Below are 17,329 nucleotides of genomic sequence, written 5' to 3'. Positions count from 1 at the left end.
GGCGATGCGCTCGGCAACCGCTCCACCACAGGCCCGCCCCGCTTCGGTCGCCGAAACGCGTGCGGCCCGCCCCGGTCGACAATGGCGCGAGCACGACTTCTGGCAGAGGCGCCCGGCCCATCTGGCGGGTAGCATCGGACGGTCGCGCCGACCGCGTCGCGCGCTCCTTTCGTCCCGGAGAGTCTTTCATGCCCACCCCGTTGCCGTTGCGGCAGCTGTTCGCCGCCATCGCCCTGGCCACCCTGCCGGCACTCGCCAGCGCACAGACGCCTGCCGTGACCGAGGCCGACTACGCCCGCGCCGAGCGCCTCACCAGCTATCTGGCGCAACCGCTGGTCGATCACCAGGCCACCCGCATCGACTGGCTGGACGCCACCCACGTGGTCTATGTCGACCACGATGCCAAGGGCAACCAGCTGTTGCAGCTGGACACCGCCACCGGCAAGAGCGCGCCGATCTTCAAGCAGTCCGCATTGGTCGCCTCGCTCAATACGCTGCTCAAGACCGGCGACAAGCCGCTCAAGGCCGACACCTTCGCCCCAGCGGTCAAGCGCACCGCCGATGGCCGCTACCGCCTCAACGTGCGCGACACCGCCGTGGTCTGCGATGCGCGTGCGCGCTGCAGCAAGCTGTATGCAAAGGACAAGGCCGAGCCGGGCGTGCTGTCGCCGGACAAGCGCAGCGAAGCCTTCATCCGCAACTGGAACCTGTGGGTGCGCGATCTCGCCAGCGGCCAGGAGACCCAGCTCACCCGCGACGGCGTGGAAAACTTCGGCTACGCCACCGACAACGCCGGCTGGCAGCACAGCGACAACGCCATCGTTGCGTGGTCGCCGGACTCGCGCAAGATCGCCACCTTCCAGCAGGACCAGCGCAAGACCGGCGACATGTACCTGGTCAGCACCAAGCTCGGGCATCCGGAACTGCAGTCGTGGAAATATCCGCTGGCCGGCGACAAGGACGTGACCATGATCGAGCGCGTGGTCATCGACGTGCCCACGCGCAGCGTGCTGCGGCTGAAACTGCCGCCCGACCAGCACCGCTCCACCCTGTGCGATGACGTCAGCTGCTCGCCGGGCCTGTGGGACGACGTGAAGTGGGCGCCGGACGGCAAGACGCTGGCCTTCGTGTCCACCTCGCGCTTCCACAAGCAGGCCTGGTTGCGCATTGCTGATGTCGCCACCGGCGACGTGCGCACCGCCTTCGACGAAACCGCCAAGACCTATTACGAAAGCGGCCAGGTCGCCGCGAACTGGGCGTACCTGCCCGGCAGCAACGAGGCGGTGTGGTTTTCCGAGCGCAGCGATTGGGGCCAGCTGTATCTCTACGACCTGGCCACCGGCAAGCCCAAGCGCGCGATCACCAGCGGCGAGGGCAACGTCACCGAACTGCTGCGCGTGGACCCGGTGACACGCACTGCCTGGTTTGTCGGCGTCGGCCGCAGCACGGGCGTGGACCCGTATTACCAGCAGCTGTGGAAGGTGAGCCTGGACGGTGGTGAGCCGGTGCTGCTCACGCCAGAAGTCGCCGATCACAGCATCGCGCTGGCGCCCGATGGCGTCCGCTTTGTCGATACCTACTCCACCTCGGTCACGCCACCGGTCACGCTGCTGCGCGACGCCGGCGACGGACGCACGGTCAGCACCATTGCCACTGCCGACATCAGCCGCCTCAAGGCGGCCGGCTGGGTGCCGCCGGAGCCGATCACGGTCAAGGCACGCGATGGCAAGACCACGCTGTACGGCCTGATGTTCAAGCCCAGCAACTTCGACCCGGCGCGCAAGTACCCGGTCATCGATTACGTCTATCCCGGCCCGCAGACCGGTTCGGTCCGCGGCCGCAGTTTCCTTGCCGGCCATGGCGACAATCAATCGCTGGCGGAGCTGGGTTTCATCGTGGTCGCCATCGACGGCATGGGCACACCGTGGCGCTCCAAGACCTTCCACGACACCTGGTACGCCAACATGGGCGACAACACCCTGCCCGACCAGGTGGCCGGCCTGAAGGAACTCGGCCAGCGCTATCCGTGGATCGACCTGGGCCGCGTCGGTATCTGGGGCCACTCCGGCGGCGGCAATGCATCCACCGCCGCGATGCTGCGCTACCCGGACTTCTTCAAGGTGGCCTGGTCGGAAAGCGGCAACCACGACAACCGCGGCTACGAGGACGACTGGGCCGAGAAGTATCACGGCGAGCACATCGTCAACAAGGACGGCAGCTCCAACTACGACGACCAGGCCAACGCCACCCACGCCAGCAAACTCAAGGGCAAGCTGATGCTGGTGCACGGCACCCTGGACGACAACGTGCCGCCGTATCTCACCCTGCTGGTGGCCGATGCCCTGATCAAGGCCAACAAGACCTTCGACATGCTGATGCTGCCCAATGCCAAGCACGGCTATGGCGAGCTCACCCCGTATGTCAGCCGCCGCCGCTGGGACTACTTCGTGCAACACCTGCTCGGCGCCACGCCACCGGCCGACTACCAGATGAAGCCGATGCCCAAGAACTGAGCGCACGCACGCATGGCAGCCGGCGACCCGAAGGCCCCTGCCACGTAGGAGCGGCCCCGGCCGCGACACTCACCGATCGCTGCGCAGCTTGACCGCACGTTCCATCCGGACAACACCGGATGGAACCACCACCCGCCTACTTCGCCGTACTGCCACCCAACTGCGTGCTCAGGAACGCCAGCAAGCGGGTGTAGTATTCGCGACGATGCGGCTCGGTGTAGAAGCCGTGGCCCTCATTGGGGAAATACAGCGCCTCCACCGGCACGCCGGCGCCTTTCAGTGCGCGCTCCATGCGCTTGGTGTGTTCGATCGGCGCACGCTCGTCCTTGCCGCCTGCCGCCAGAAACACCGGCACCTTGATCTGCCTGGCCAGCATCACCGGCGAGCGTGCCGCCAGGGTGTCGCGGGCGCCCAGCCAGTCGCCGGTCCAGTTCTTGGCCCAGCGCGCGTAGCGCGCGGTGTCGCGCGCCATCATGTCCAGATCGTAGACGCCGACATAGCCGGCGGCGCAGCGATACAGGGCCGGCTCCTTCGCAACACCCATCAGCGCAGCGTAACCCCCGTAGCTGGCGCCGTAGAGACAGATGCGCGAGGCATCGGCCACGCCTTGCACGATCGCCCAGCGGGTGGCGTCGGTGAGATCGTCCTGCATGCGCCCGCCCCACTCCCTGGCGCCGGCCTGGGTGAAGGCGCGCCCGTAATTGGCCGAACCGCGGTAATTGACGCGCAGCACCGCATAGCCCGCGGCGGCCAGCAGCTGCGCCTCGTCATCGAACTCCCATTTGTCGAAGACATCGAACGGGCCGCCGTGCGGCATCACGATCAACGGCAGCGGCGTGCCTGCCTCGGCATGCAGCGGCTGGGTCAGATAGCCGTGCAACTGCAGGCCATCGCGCGCCTGGAAACTTACCTGCCTGCTTGCCGGGACGGCATCGGGCGGGAACCACTCGCGGCGACTGAACACGCGGTCGGCATGCTTGCTGACCGTATCGAACAGGTAATAGTCGCCGTTATTGCGATCGCTCCACACATACACCAGCACCAGACGACGGTCGCGGGTGGCCGAGGTGATGTAGACCGCGTTGCCGTCGAAGGCTTTTTCCAGGCTGCGATAGAGCCTGGCCGTCGGTGACTTCTCGTCGAAGAAGCGGTTTCGCACCCGGTCGCTCATGTAGGACGCGCCGATCGGCGTGGTGCCGTCCAGATCGCGCAGGATCCGGTAGGGGTCGACGGTGTCGTCGTGCAACAACGGCGTGGATTTGCCGCTGGCCGGGTCCCATCCCACCAGCACATCGGTGCCGCTCGCCTGTTCCACCTGCAGATAGGCCTGGCTGCCATCGGCCGCAAAACCGAGCGGAAATTCGCGATGCCCGCTGCTGGCGGCATCATTGACCAACCGCCACGGTGCGGCATCGTCGTCGCGGTAATACAGCTTGCTGACGTTGCTCACGTCGGCGCCGTTGGCGAAGCGGATGCGTCCCTGCTGATCGGTCACGAAGTTTGCGCGCCGCACCGGCGAGGTCGCCACGGTACTGCGCCGGCCGGTCTGGATGTCCAGCTTGTCGATGCGGATGTTCGGGTCGCCGACGAACGGGATCGTCGACACCAGGATGTTGCGCGGATCGCCCGGCAAGGTATCGAGCATGAACGTGCCTGGCTCCAGGTCCATCTTCAACTGCACGCCGTTGATATCCGGATTGGTGCCATAGGGGCTGGCCAACAGGCGGCCATTCTTGCCATCGGCGTCGATGGCATGCAGCTGGCCGATCGCCATCGGCTCGTCGCGCGACCCCAGCCGCTGCGCCATCGACACCACGATGCGGTCGTCGCTGGCCCACCAGAAATCGTCCACCACGCTATTGGCGCCACCGGTGACTTTCGCGGTGGCCATCTTGTCCTGCCGCCGTACGATGCCCAGTACGGTGCGATCTTCCAGCGGCATGGTGAGCGCGAAATACTCACCCGTCGGCGAGATCTTGATCCGCTCGAACTGGTCGCTTTTGAGATAGGGCGTCAGATCCAGCGGTTGCGGCGGCGTCTGCGCGCGAGCCGGCACCGCGATGATCATTGCCACTGCCAGCGCGGCAGTCGCCACCCTCATCCAATAATGCATTGCGACACTCCGCCTCTTCCTTGGTCCGCCTATGGTGGCAAAGGCGGTTTGTGGAGTCCATCGCCTGGCATGGGGTTGCGCGCGTTGCACCGCGCGGTGCCATGCAAAGCACGTGGCATCAATGTTGCTTGGCCTGCGCCGACATGCTCAGGTACCGGCGCGTGCGCGCGGGCCCAACAGACCGATACGCCGGAACCACATTTCCAGCGGCACCGTCACCAGCGGCGGCAACGCGGCCAGCAGGCTCAACGCCCACGCCCACCATGGCCAGCGTAGGCGCAACGCGGCAAGCACGCTGACCGCCACATAGAACAGGAAGGCCGCGCCATGCAGGCGCCCGAACAGCCACACCACAAGCTCGGTGGTGTGCGTGCCGTACTTGAGCAACATGCCGAGCAACAACCCGGCCCAGGTCAGCCCCTCGATAAAGGCGGCCACCGCAAACAGCCGGCCGATCGGCGACAACGCAGAAGAAGCACGCATGCAGCACTCCAGACGGACAGGGATTGCCGCGACGCGATGGCGGCGGCGACGCCCGCTGGCAGTTGCATTCTACAGAGCGCATCGCGCATCGGCAGCCGGCCCGCGTTCCTGGCGATAATGGTGGCCCTTGCACCACCTGCCGGCCTCCCATGCGCACCCTCTTCTTGCTCGCCGTGCTTGCACTGGCACTGCTGCCCACCACCTCCATCGCCGTACAGCTGCAGGACGGCGACTTGCTGTTCGTCACCGCCGCCCGCACCGGCCTGAGCGGTGCCATCGACGATGCCACCGCCAGGCAGGATGCCCCCAGCTTCGATCATGTGGCACTGCTCGCCCATGACGCTACCGGACAGGTGCTGCTGCACGCAGACGAACAAGGCTCGCGGCAGCAGCCGCTGCAGGCATTCGTCGAAGAAGCCAATGCCAAGCATCGGCAGATCCATGTGTACCGGCTGACGGAAGAACAGCGCAATGCGATCCCCGGCGCCATCGCGCAGGCACGGCGCATGCTCGGCAAGCCTTACAACCAGACCTACGTGCAGGACGACAACAGCTACTACTGCTCGGACTTCATCGAACGCGCGTTTCGCGCCCAACACGTGTTCGTCCTGCAACCGATGAACTTCAAGAACCTGCAGACCGGCAAGATCTCGCAGTACTGGACCGACTTTTACCGCAGCAAGGGCATGGACGTGCCGCAAGGCCTGCCCGGCACCAACCCGAACGATATGGCGGCCGCTCACGTGCTGGCGTATGTCGGTCGTTTGAATTGATGCGCGGGAATGCCGCGCGTGGTCAGGAGAGAACGTTGAACAAGGCATTGCCGGCAGGGCTGCTCGCCTTGTCACTGGTTGGCTGCATCAATGCACCACCCGCACCGCAGGAAAAGGCGGCTGTGCCGCAGCAAGCACCGGCACCTGCCAAAGCGGCCATGGCCACCGCGCTAGCTGGGCAACGCGGCGAAGGCCAGCCGTACGAGATTGTCGACAGCCAGGTTTGGGATGTCCCGGATCCGGCATCAGGCCGCCGCTATCAGGTCGTTGTCGGCTTGCCGGCCGGCTACGCCGACCACCCGGAGCGTCGCTATCCGGTTCTTTACGTCACCGATAGCGACTATGCGTTCCCGGTGGTGCGGCAGATCGCTCGCCGCTTGAACGGCGACGGGCCGGCAATCGAGGACTTCATCCTGGTCGGGCTGTCCTACGCGGTGGGCGATGAGCCAATGCCCAGCCGGCGGCGCGATTACACCCCGACGCTGGAAAATGGCGGCACCGCACCGCCCAATGCAACCCACGGTGGCAGTACGGCCTACGCGTCCTACCTGCGCCAGCAGGTGCTGCCCTTCATTGCCGGCCGCTACCGAACCGACGAAGGCAGGCGCCTGTTTCTCGGGCATTCCTACGGTGGCCTGCTCGGCACCCAGATCCTGTTGAGCACACCGCAGATGTTTTCCGGCTATCTGCTTGGCAGCCCCTCGTATTGGTACGGCGAGCACGCCACGGCCGCGCAGGAAAAGCGCTTCGCCGCGGTACACACCGATGCGCCGGCGCGGGTCTACATGTACGTCGGCGAGTACGAGCAGGTGCGCTACAACAAGCAGTACGACATGGTGATCGATGCCAGGAACCTGGTGCAGACGCTGCGCGCGAGACAGTATCCGTCGCTGCAGCTGGAGCTGGAGGTGCTCAACGACGAAGATCACCTGAGTGTCGCGCCGCGCGGCATCACCCATGGGCTGAAGTTCCTGTTGGGCACCAAGGCTCCCTGAGTGCAATGCCGCGCGCCTGGTTGCACGGCGCAAGCCGATACATTCCCGGCGGCGCATCGCAAGCACATCCAGTGCCGTGCGGGCGCCGCCAATGCACGGCATGCACAAGCTCTTGCCAACGCCCATACATGCGCCGGCCTAGTGTGTGCACATCCATACAGCGTGCCGCACGCAGTGCATTCCGCCTGCGATTGTTGAGCACACGCAGAGGTGTACATGGCTTTGATTCATTCCATCCTGATGGGCGCCGTCGCCGGCATGCGCTCGATGACGCCGCTGGCAGCGGTGACCAATGCTGCGCGTACCGGCAAGCTTCCTGCCGACAACGGCGCACCGCCGCTGCTGGCCAATCCATTGGCGTCGGCCGGCATGCTCGCGCTTGCTGGCGGCGAGCTGGCGGGCGACAAGATGAAAACCGCGCCCGACCGCATCGTGCTGCCCGGCATGATCGCGCGCATCGCCACTGGCGTGATCGTCGGCGCGGCCCTGGCTCCGCGCCACCAGCGCGGCGTCGCCGCACTGCTGGGCGCGTCCACCGCAGTGGCGGCCGCCTATCTCACCTTCAACCTGCGCATGCGTGCGATCGACCGCTACGGCCAGACCAGCACCGGCGTGGTCGAAGACGCGATCACGGTGGGCGCAGCGACGTTGATCATGCGCGACGCGGCCAAGCACTAGCGCGACGTCACTCACCTAAGCCTGTCGTGCGCTGCAACCACAGGGCGCGCTATGGCGACGGCCGTTCCACCGTCGCCATAGCGAAGCGATGACTCGGTGCGCGCTCGCGCTGCGGCAGTTGCAGCAGTGCAGGGATTACAGCCTACGCAGGCCGATAGATCGCGCACAGCTTGTTGCCGTCCGGGTCGCGCACGTAGGCCAGCCAGACCGGCCCCATGCGGCTCTCACGCACGCCCGGTGGATCTTCGATGGACACACCACCTGCCGCCACCGCAGCGTCGTGGAAGGCCTGCACCTGCTCGGGCGAGCCGCAGCTGAAGCCCACGGTGGCGCCGTTGCCGCTGGTCGCGGGCGCATCGTTGATCGGCTCGCTGACAACGAACGTACTGCCGGCGTGGCGATAGAACAGGCGCACATGACCCGAGTTGGCAGGATTGACCAGCGGTTCGGCGGCACCGAGGACGCCGCCGAGCACTGCATCGTAGAACTGCCTGGATCGCGCGATATCGTTCGATCCCACCATCACATGATTCAGCACGCATCACTCCTGTTCGTATCGAAGGCGCACAGCTTAGGGCAGCACGTGGATATCCGGCAGCATTCGGCGAACAGCTGCATCAGCCGCCACGCCCGTGCGGCGCCTGCAGATCCAGCACCGGCCCCAGCGGCACGATGCCGGTGGGGTTGATCATGTCGTGACTCTGGTAGTAATGGTGCTTGATGTGCTGAAAATTCACCGTGTCTGCGATACCCGGCATCTGATACAGCTCACGCAGGTAGCCGGACAACTGCGGATAATCGGCAATGCGCCGCAGGTTGCACTTGAAATGGCCGACATACACCGCGTCGAAACGCACCAGCGTGGTGAACAGGCGCCAGTCCGCTTCGGTGAGCCGGTCGCCGCACAGGTAGCGCTGCTGGCCCAGGCGCGCATCCAGCCAATCCAGGCTCTCGAATAGCGGCACCACCGCCTCCTCGTACGCAGCCTGCGTGGTGGCAAAGCCTGCCTTGTACACGCCATTGTTGACGGTGTCGTACACGCGCGCATTGACCGCATCGATCTGCTCGCGCAGCGGCGCCGGATAGAAATCGCCGGGCGCAGCGCCGACCGCGTCGAAGGCGCTATTGAACATACGGATGATGTCGGCCGACTCGTTGCTGACCACCGTGTTGCGCTCGCGATCCCATAGCACCGGCACGGTCACGCGCCCGGAATACTGCGGATCCGCCTTCAGATAGACCTCGTACAGATGCTGCGCCTGGTGGAGCGCATCGCCCACCACGCCCGGCCCTGGCGCAAACGTCCAGCCCTGCTTGCCCATCAGCCAGTGCACCACCGACACGTCGATCATCGACTCCAGGCCTTTCAGGCGCCGGAAGATCAATGTGCGATGCGCCCACGGGCAGGCCAGCGACACATACAGGTGATAACGCCCGGGAGCGGCCTGAAAGCCACCGTCCCCATGCGGGCCGGGGCTGCCATCGCGCGTCACCCAATTGCGGAACTGCGATTGCGAGCGTTCGAAACGCCCACCGCTCTTGTCGGTGTCGTACCAACTGTCCTGCCACTTGCCATCGACCAACAGGCCCATGCTGCCTTCTCCGCTACCACAATAGGCCGCAACCCTAGCCCAGCCGGTCTGGAGAGTGCGTGAGCGGCCGTGGTGGCGTGAGCGGACGCGAGCAGTCAGCAGCGTTTGCAGACCGAAGACCCAACGCTGCAAGGCAACAGAAGCCCCGCGTTGCCATCGGCCGGCAGCGCACGCTACTTGGCAATCACCGACGTGCCGGAAGGCACCATGTAACAGGCCTGCGCCTTCTTGCAGGCATCGGCATTGAGTTCGGCGATCTGGCTGGCCAGGTACTGCTCGGGCGTCAGGCCCATGCGGTTGCGGTATGCATTGTCAGCATCGGCCTTGGCGACCTGTTCCTGCTCGCGTTGCCGCTCTGCGGTCGTCGCCTCGACCAGCGTCTTGACACGCTGTTGCTGCGCAGCGGTGAGGTTCATCTGCTGCAACACGTCCGGATTGGGGCGCGCGCGTCCGAGCGTGATGTTCTGGATCTGGATCGGCAAGCCTTGTTGCTTGACCAGCGCACTGACGTTCTGGGTAACCGAATCGTCGATCTTCCTGGCGGTATCCGGATCGCTCATCATCTTGGTCATGTCGTAGCGCTTGACCTGATCGCGCACGATGGACGCGTACTGGCTGGCGACATTGTTCTTGAACCAGTCCTGCCCAAACCCGGACAGCAGCAAGGCCGGGGCGGTGATCCGGTACTGGATCTGGGTCGAGAAGTCCAACAGGATATTGTCGCTGGAGGAGAAATCGTCGAAGGCCACCTGCACGGTTTGCGGGGTGACATCCACATACGACGCAGAGGTGGTCAACCAGGTGTACGTGCGCCCGGGATCACGCACATCGTCCAGGCGGATGCCCCCCTTGCCAAAGAACAGGGGTTTATCCACCAGCACGGCCTGTTGTCCCGGATCGGGCGAGACCACCGTACACGCACAGAGCAAGCCGGCCAGCCCGAAAGCCAGCATGGAATTCTTCATCAATGTCCCCTTGAGTGGACGGGCGTGAGGCCCCTCCGGTATGGGGAAAGATTATCCAATCCGGGATGCGATCGCACCCAGGCCTCCCGCATGACGGGCGGCAACACGTCGCTGCATGCAAGCACGTGCACGCAGGCCTTCCAGCCGCGTGCTGAGAGCTGAACCTGGCGCACGCCCTGCGCGGCGATTGGATGCATCCCCGGCAGCGACGCCCGCACTGCCGCAGCCCATCCAGCCCTGTCATTGGCGCGCGCACCCAAGGATCGGCGAAAATAGCTGCGGTCCGGACGCGCCGGCCTGCGGCGGCAGCGGTCCAGGCCAGCGTGGCCGCTGGCCGCCATCCATCGCGTCCACCGCGCCGCCTGCTGCATGCGCTCCGCCTTCTGCCGCTCTTTTCCGGATCCATCTTGAACACCAACGCCCCACCCCCACCCGCCGACGACCTGCCCCTGACCGACCGCCTGCGCGCGGCGCTGGACCTGCTGGAGGCCATCGAGGCCGACCGCAGCGTGCTCGACACGCTGCCCGAGGCCGACCGCGTGCGGCTGCACCAGGTGGTGGCCAGGGTCTATCACCCCGAGCCCAAGGCGCGGCGGCAGCTGCTCAAGCAGCGCGAGCGCGAGCGGCATCAGGAGAAGGTGCGCAAGGCCGAAGCGCTGCTCGAGCAGCGCGGCATCCGCGCGCTGCGGCGCAAACCGGTATTCAGCACGCCCAACTTCTTCCCGCCGCATGCCGCCGGCCTGCACGACGCGCACAACGGCCAGAATGCCGCTGCCGCACCGGAGCCCACGCATTCGCCGGAGTTGCGCCACTGCTACGTCTGCAAGCAGAAGTTCACCCAGCTGCATCATTTCTACGACCAGATGTGCCCGGCCTGCGCCGAGCTGAACTACTTCAAGCGCACCGAAACCGCCGACCTGCGCGGACGCGTGGCGCTGCTGACCGGCGGACGGGTCAAGATCGGCTATCAGGCCGGTTTGAAGCTGCTGCGCGCCGGCGCCGAACTGATCGTCACCACGCGGTTTCCGCGCGATTCGGCCGCGCGCTATGCGCAGGAGCCGGACTTCAGCGAATGGGGCCATCGCCTGCAGGTGTTCGGCCTGGATCTGCGCCACACCCCCAGCGTGGAAGCGTTCTGCAGCCAGCTGCTGGCCACCCGCGACCGGCTGGACTTCATCATCAACAACGCCTGCCAGACGGTGCGCCGCCCGCCGCAGTTCTACGCGCACATGATGGCCGGCGAGACCGCCGCGCTGCATGAGTTGCCGGAAACCGTACGCAACCTGGTCGGCCATTACGAGGGCCTGCGCACGCCCGAACTGCTGCGCGATGCCTCGGCAATGGCGCTGCCGGCGGTGCATGGCCGCGGCCTGGACGGCGCCGATGGGCTCACCCGCGCCGCCGAGCTGTCGCAGGTGGCGTTGCTGGACGACGAACTGGTCGGCCAGCAGCACCTGTTCCCGGATGGACGCCTGGATCAGGACCTGCAGCAGGTGGATTTGCGCGGGCGCAACTCCTGGCGCCTGCTGATGGACGAAGTGCCCTCGGTGGAACTGCTGGAAACCCAGCTGGTCAACGCCATCGCCCCCTTCATCATCAACGCGCGGCTGAAGCCGCTGATGCTGCGCACGCCCGAGCGCGACAAGCACATCGTCAACGTCTCGGCGATGGAAGGGCAGTTCTACCGCAACTTCAAGACCACCCGGCATCCGCATACCAACATGGCCAAGGCCGCGTTGAACATGATGACGCGCACCTCGGCGGCCGATTACCAGAACGACGGCATCCACATGAACAGCGTCGACACCGGCTGGGTCACCGACGAGGATCCGGCGGACATCGCCGCGCTCAAGGTTCAGCAGGAACGCTTCCACCCGCCGCTGGACATCGTCGACGGCGCCGCGCGCATCGTCGACCCCATCATCCACGGCGCCAACACCGGCGAGCATGTGTGGGGGCAGTTCCTCAAGGACTATGCGCCGACGGATTGGTAAGGGCTCTCAATCGGCAGGTGCCTGCACCGGCGCCTGCCGCAAAATGTTGCCGCCATGTGCATAACGGCCGAGCTCCCTTGTCGCCTCATTGACTGCACCGCCGCTAACGTCACGGTCAATCAACCGAGACGCCCACATGACAGAGCACGGCAAGCCCAACCCGATCATCGACACCCTCTCCAACGTCATCGGCGCCATCCGTGCCGACGACGACATGCACGACCTGGCCCAGGCCCACGATGCGCTCGAACCCAAGGCCATCGAGAAGCTGACGCCGGCCGAAGCCCGGCAGCAGCCGACCATTGCCGATGCGGTCAAGAAGCTCCTGCACGACCAGGGCAAGTCCGCCGACCCGGAGGCGCTGGTGCCAGGCGTCAAGCGCACCTCCCACACCCTGGAAACGCCCGCCGGCAATCTCCCGGCCTTCGTCTATACCCCACAGGGCGGCACCGCACTGCCGGTCATTGTCTATTTCCACGGCGGTGGCTGGGTGATCGCCAATGCCGAGGTCTATGACGGCGGCGCGCGCGGGCTCGCCAAGGAAACCGGCGCCATCGTGGTCTCGGTCGACTATCGCCAGGCGCCCGAACACAAGTTCCCCGCCGCCTGGGACGACGCGCTCGCCGCCTACGAATGGGTGCTGGCAAACGCGGCAAGCATCGGCGGCAACCCGCAGCGCGTTGCCCTCGCAGGCGAGAGCGCCGGCGGCAACCTCGCCATCGCCACGGCCGTGGCCGCACGCGACAAGGGGCTGCCGGCACCGACGCATATCCTGGCGGTCTACCCGGTCGGGCAGACCGGCAGCCTGCACACCGAGTCCTACATCGAAAACGCCATCGCCAAGCCCCTGAACAAGGCCATGATCGAATGGTTCGTGGGGCACCTGATCCGCAGCGACGCCGACAAGGCGGATACGCGTCTGGACCTGGTCAACGCCAACCTGCGCGGCCTGGCACCGGTAACGATCATCAACGCCACCATCGACCCGCTGCGCAGCGATGGCGCTAAGCTGGAAGACGCGCTGAAGGACGCCAACGTACCGGTCGAGCGTGAGGTCTACACCGGCGTGACGCACGAGTTCTTCGGCTGCGCCGCCGTCGTTGCCAAGGCGAAGGCCGCACAGGAATATGCAGGCAAGCGGCTACGCGAGTCGTTCCGCTAAGAGACGCACAGCGTCTGGCACGACGGGCGTGCCACGCGATAGCAGGAACGGATAATGTCCACACGAGGGCCGCCCTGGCATACCAGGCGGCCTTTTTTTTTAATACCTAGTTTGTGCGTTATCAAAACTATTACTGTCGGGACAGGGTATTGGCTCCGAGCCTGCCTCGTAGGCAGCACGATGCGACAGGCCTGGGACTAAAAAAGGACTACCGCAGCAACTCCTGCCGCAGCCATTGCATGTACGATCCGGCCAGGGGAGGAGTCGCGGTCAGACAAGGAGTTCGCCATGCATGGGATCCGCTCCAAAACTACCATCGCCTATACGCAGGTCAGGCACGCATTGCAATCCGGCCGGTATCGACCCGGTCAGCGCATCGATCCGACAACGTTGGCTGCCGAGTTCAAGGTCAGCCCCACGCCGGTACGCCTTGCGTTGCATCGCCTGGTCGGCGAAGGCCTGGTCATCGATCACGCACGCTATGGCTTGCAGGTGCCGCTGCTCACCGAGGTCGCACTGCGGGATCTTTACGACTGGATGGACCGCCTGCTGCGGATGGCCTGCGATATCGGCGTTGCATCGACACCGCACGCCGCTGGCGAGTTGGAGACCACCACTGCGCCTGCGGACGTGGTCAAGCAGACCTGGAAGCTCTTCGACGCCATTGCCCACGCCACGGCGCATTGGTCGCTGCATCATGCCGTCAGGCAGACCAACGACCGGTTGGCACCGGTGCGACGTGCCAAACATGGCCTGCTCGACTCTCTCGAAGAAGAACTGGCAGAGCTCACGCTGCACTGGCAGCAGCGCGACCTTGCCGCGTTGCAGACAGCGTTGCATGCCTATCACGTACGCCGCATCCAGGCCGTGCCTCGCATCGTGGCGGCGATGAATGAACGCATCAATCAGGCTTCCAGCTTCGGCGACTGAGTATCGTCAGCGCAAGACATGCAGGATCTGCATGCTGCGCTGGCGCCCTGCCGGCAACGCGCGCCTGATGTGGCGTAAACGGCTCGATGGAACACCTCTGGCCAGGTTTCCGCGGCCATCTTCGATGACGGTCACACAGTGCATTTAATTATGACGGTGTTACGACTTAATCATTTGAAAATCAATACACCCGTTTCCTAACGTATTTGTGTCATGGATCCCCATGACACAACCAGGAGACAGCGATGAACATCAATGACACCACCTACAGCGATGCATCCAGCGAGATCACGGTGCTTGGCGTTGCCAGCACCGATACCAAAGGCGGCCCGCTCGCTGGCGAAGAAATCGGCGGCTTCAACGTACCTGGCATTTCCGAAGAGTGAACCCGAGGCGTGCCTGAGTGCACGCCTCTCCCACCAGGAGTAGAGACCATGGATACCAGCAACAACGACGCGCACACCACGACGTTTGGTCAGGATCTCATCGTACTCGGGATCGCAAGCCTGGACACACAGGGCGGGCCACTGGCAGGCGAAGAAATGGGTGGCAGCACCACGCTGGGCATCAGCCAGGACTAGGCGCTGCCAACGCGCGGCGGTCGCCACTCGGCTGTACATGCCGGTGAGCAACTTCCCAGGCCACGGGGCGCACTGCAACGGTGCGCCCCTTCTCCCTCTCAAGGACAGCGCCATGCACCGCTACACATTGCGCGACGACCTAGCGTTCTGTCGCATTGGCGATCGCCTGGTGTTCCTGGATGTCGGCAACGACCGCTATTTCCGTCTGCCCGAGGCACTGGAGCACTCCCTGCTCGCCTACCTGGCACATGACCCGGTGTCGGACCTGGAGATCAACGACCTTGTCGAACGGGGCTTGCTGATGGAGCGGTCGCAAGCGACCTCCGGCCCGCAGCTTCCCGTCATACCTGTTGTGCGTAGCGCGATGGAAATGCCTGTACCGGCGCGACGACCACAGCTGCTTGAAAAGCTCGAGGTGCTGGCACTTGTGCTGTCCACACGCCTGGCATTGAAGCGCAACCCGCTTGGCAGGGTACTTGGCAGCCTCTCCGCTGGAGCACAGGGTCGGGGGATGCAGCAACGCTCGCTCGCCGGACTCGAGCAACGGCTCACCGATGCAGCGTCCATCTTCCAGCGAGCACGCGTGTGGGTGCCGGTCGAGATGCGCTGCCTGCTCGATTCAGTCGCATTGGCAAGGTTCCTGCATAGGCGCCAGCTCGACGCCCAGCTTGTCTTCGGGGTCGCACTCGATCCTTTTTCGGCCCATTGCTGGGTACAGACGGGCGATCTGGTCTTGAACGACACGGTCGGCAACGTCCACGCGCATACCCCCATCCGGGTGGTTTGATGTACCGCTACATCGCCTTGTTCAACCATGCGCAGGTGCACCGCGATGGCGAACGCGCCGGCATCGATGCGTTGTTGCGCCAGATCGGGTTACAGCTACGGCAACGCACTGGGCACATCGACCTGTATGCCTCAGACGACACGCCCGTGCTCGACCTGCCTGGTGGTGGCGCACTGATCGGCCATGTCTTTTCGCAGCGCGACAACGCCCCCTTGCTGGACGGCGCATCGCTGCATGCGTTGTCCGCAGCACAGCGGACGCGGCACCTGATCGAGACGCACTGGGGCGAGTACCTGCTGTTGCATGCACCGCACGCGGATCCCAGTGCCATCACCGTCATGCGCGAGCCTTCCGGCGGCGTGGCATGCGTTTACGCGCTACAGCATGGCTTTATCACTTCAGACATTTCGATCGCCACACATGCGGGTGTGTACACGCGTGAGATCGACTGGGACTCCATCGCCCATCATCTGCACTACCCGCACCTCAAGACCGAGCGCACCGGGCTTGTCGGCGTACGCGAATTGCTGCCGGGCAGCCAGCTGTGTCTGCAGTCCAACCACAGCAGTGTCGAGCAAGTCTGGAACCCCTGGGATTTCGTCGCAGCCTCTCGGCGCCGGCACGACCCCCTCGACGCACAGGCACAGCTGCGTCAGGCGGTCGCCTCCAGCGTCACGTGTTGGGCGCGGACCGATGTGTCCGTGCTGCTGGAACTCTCTGGCGGCCTGGACTCCTCCATCCTGGCTGCATGCCTGAAAGACACCACCGCGCGCGTGGCGTGCTGCAATCTGGTCACGCCGGTGCCTGGCGCCGACGAGCGGCACTATGCCCGGCAGATGAGCGATCTGTTGGGCACCGAGCTGATCGTGCGCACCCTGGGGTTCGACGCTGCACCGGTCGATTTCGCACCGCCGGCACATGCGGTCGCGCCCAGCACCTGGTTTCTGCAGCATGCCTCCAATGCGCTGAAAGAAGCGATCGGCACGCAGCTGGCCATCACCAGTTTCTTTTCCGGCGGCGGTGGCGACACCGTGTTCTGCAACACCAGGACCGCCGCGCCCGCCGCAGACGCCTTCCGTGCAGGCGGCCTGCGCGCCGGCTTCAGCGCAGTCCATGCACTTGCCGAACTGCACCAGTGCACGCTGTGGAAAGCAGGCAGGTTGACGATCAAGAAACTCCTCGCCAAGGCCGGACCGCCACGCAAGCCTGAGCGATCGTTCCTGCCAGGCACGCAGGCTGAAATTCCATTGCAATCGCATCCCTGGTTCGATGCCCCACCCGACAGCCTGCCCGGCGACCGCGAACGTATCGTCGATCTGGCCGGCACCCAGGTGTTCCGTGATGGACTGGCGCGCAGTGCATCTTGGCACCTGCGCATGCCGCTGCTCTCGCAACCGGTGGTGGAGGCCTGCCTGACAGTGCCGAGCTGGATGTGGATCGCTGGCGGCCGCAATCGCGCCGTCGCACGCGATGCGTTTGCGGATGTGCTGCCTGCGCAGATTCTGCATCGCCGCAGCAAAGGCACCTTCATGAACTACTCCGGCGCGGTCTATCGTCGGGGCAGGCAGCAGATCCGCGATTATCTGCTGCAGGGTCGGCTTGCAGGCCAGGGGCTGCTGGACGCCGATGCCCTGCGCCACCATTTCGACCACACAGTGGCCGACGGCGACCACAACGTCATGCGCATCTTCGACCTGTGTGCGGTCGAGAACTGGGTCCGTCATCAGCGCTGAGGTTGCCTGCACTGCGTAGGTGCGTGGCGC

16 protein-coding genes are annotated in these 17,329 nt (G+C 65.1%); 11 read left to right on the top strand and 5 right to left on the bottom strand.

The window, feature by feature from the left end; genetic code table 11:
• Positions 1-188: 188 nt before the first annotated feature.
• Positions 189-2,513, top strand: coding sequence for a S9 family peptidase (locus tag ABQ039_RS02980; RefSeq protein WP_184610114.1), 2,325 nt, complete (start codon positions 189-191; stop codon positions 2,511-2,513).
• A 136-nt stretch (positions 2,514-2,649) separates the two neighbouring features.
• Here the strand turns inward: ABQ039_RS02980 and ABQ039_RS02975 are convergent, their stop codons facing one another.
• Together ABQ039_RS02975 and ABQ039_RS02970 are read right to left on the bottom strand one after the other, a co-directional pair.
• Positions 2,650-4,626: a S9 family peptidase gene (locus tag ABQ039_RS02975; protein WP_184610112.1), complete on the bottom strand. Its 1,977-nt coding sequence runs from the start codon at positions 4,624-4,626 to the stop codon at positions 2,650-2,652.
• Positions 4,627-4,773: 147 nt separating this feature from the next.
• Positions 4,774-5,109: a DUF3817 domain-containing protein gene (locus ABQ039_RS02970; protein ID WP_024937823.1), complete on the bottom strand. Its 336-nt coding sequence runs from the start codon at positions 5,107-5,109 to the stop codon at positions 4,774-4,776.
• A gap of 149 nt (positions 5,110-5,258) precedes the next feature.
• Between ABQ039_RS02970 and ABQ039_RS02965 the strand changes: the two genes are divergently transcribed.
• The 3 genes from ABQ039_RS02965 to ABQ039_RS02955 all read left to right on the top strand — a co-directional run bounded on the left by ABQ039_RS02965 (position 5,259) and on the right by ABQ039_RS02955 (position 7,555).
• Entirely contained in the window at positions 5,259-5,882 is a 624-nt protein-coding gene (locus ABQ039_RS02965; protein ID WP_184610109.1) for a YiiX/YebB-like N1pC/P60 family cysteine hydrolase, read from the top strand.
• Complete coding sequence (locus ABQ039_RS02960) at positions 5,882-6,877, top strand: alpha/beta hydrolase-fold protein (RefSeq protein WP_184610107.1); 996 nt, start codon at positions 5,882-5,884, stop codon at positions 6,875-6,877. Before ABQ039_RS02965 ends, ABQ039_RS02960 begins: the two co-directional genes overlap by 1 nt.
• A gap of 216 nt (positions 6,878-7,093) precedes the next feature.
• On the top strand, positions 7,094-7,555 hold the full coding sequence (locus tag ABQ039_RS02955) for a membrane protein (RefSeq protein ID WP_024937826.1): 462 nt from the start codon (positions 7,094-7,096) through the stop codon (positions 7,553-7,555).
• 142 nt (positions 7,556-7,697) lie between these two features.
• Here the strand turns inward: ABQ039_RS02955 and ABQ039_RS02950 are convergent, their stop codons facing one another.
• From ABQ039_RS02950 to ABQ039_RS02940, 3 genes are all read right to left on the bottom strand, one after another.
• A complete protein-coding gene (locus ABQ039_RS02950) occupies positions 7,698-8,093 on the bottom strand; it encodes a VOC family protein (protein WP_104646905.1) in 396 nt (131 codons plus the stop codon).
• 79 nt (positions 8,094-8,172) lie between these two features.
• A complete protein-coding gene (locus ABQ039_RS02945; protein ID WP_184610105.1) occupies positions 8,173-9,147 on the bottom strand; it encodes a glutathione S-transferase family protein in 975 nt (324 codons plus the stop codon).
• Positions 9,148-9,320: 173 nt separating this feature from the next.
• The gene (locus ABQ039_RS02940) at positions 9,321-10,100 is read right to left on the bottom strand and encodes an SPFH domain-containing protein (RefSeq protein WP_047129562.1); all 780 of its coding nucleotides are present in this window, start codon (positions 10,098-10,100) and stop codon (positions 9,321-9,323) included.
• 419 nt (positions 10,101-10,519) lie between these two features.
• Between ABQ039_RS02940 and ABQ039_RS02935 the strand changes: the two genes are divergently transcribed.
• The 7 genes from ABQ039_RS02935 to ABQ039_RS02905 all read left to right on the top strand — a co-directional run bounded on the left by ABQ039_RS02935 (position 10,520) and on the right by ABQ039_RS02905 (position 17,299).
• Complete coding sequence (locus ABQ039_RS02935) at positions 10,520-12,106, top strand: SDR family NAD(P)-dependent oxidoreductase (protein ID WP_127159407.1); 1,587 nt, start codon at positions 10,520-10,522, stop codon at positions 12,104-12,106.
• Between the two features lie 136 nt (positions 12,107-12,242).
• Positions 12,243-13,268, top strand: coding sequence for an alpha/beta hydrolase (locus ABQ039_RS02930; RefSeq protein ID WP_065032158.1), 1,026 nt, complete (start codon positions 12,243-12,245; stop codon positions 13,266-13,268).
• Between the two features lie 288 nt (positions 13,269-13,556).
• The gene (locus ABQ039_RS02925) at positions 13,557-14,198 is read left to right on the top strand and encodes a GntR family transcriptional regulator (RefSeq protein WP_184610103.1); all 642 of its coding nucleotides are present in this window, start codon (positions 13,557-13,559) and stop codon (positions 14,196-14,198) included.
• A 245-nt stretch (positions 14,199-14,443) separates the two neighbouring features.
• The gene (locus tag ABQ039_RS02920; RefSeq protein WP_104538648.1) at positions 14,444-14,584 is read left to right on the top strand and encodes a lasso peptide xanthomonin 1; all 141 of its coding nucleotides are present in this window, start codon (positions 14,444-14,446) and stop codon (positions 14,582-14,584) included.
• A 48-nt stretch (positions 14,585-14,632) separates the two neighbouring features.
• The gene (locus tag ABQ039_RS02915; RefSeq protein WP_016903880.1) at positions 14,633-14,779 is read left to right on the top strand and encodes a benenodin family lasso peptide; all 147 of its coding nucleotides are present in this window, start codon (positions 14,633-14,635) and stop codon (positions 14,777-14,779) included.
• Between the two features lie 112 nt (positions 14,780-14,891).
• Positions 14,892-15,566: a lasso peptide biosynthesis B2 protein gene (locus tag ABQ039_RS02910; RefSeq protein ID WP_184515927.1), complete on the top strand. Its 675-nt coding sequence runs from the start codon at positions 14,892-14,894 to the stop codon at positions 15,564-15,566.
• On the top strand, positions 15,566-17,299 hold the full coding sequence (locus tag ABQ039_RS02905; protein WP_349778137.1) for a lasso peptide isopeptide bond-forming cyclase: 1,734 nt from the start codon (positions 15,566-15,568) through the stop codon (positions 17,297-17,299). Before ABQ039_RS02910 ends, ABQ039_RS02905 begins: the two co-directional genes overlap by 1 nt.
• Positions 17,300-17,329 lie beyond the last annotated feature (30 nt).

The sequence above is a fragment of the Xanthomonas sp. WHRI 6108 genome, from assembly GCF_040202385.2.
GTDB classification, from domain to species: Bacteria; Pseudomonadota; Gammaproteobacteria; order Xanthomonadales; family Xanthomonadaceae; genus Xanthomonas; species Xanthomonas arboricola.
This window is presented reverse-complemented; position numbering and strand designations above follow the sequence as displayed.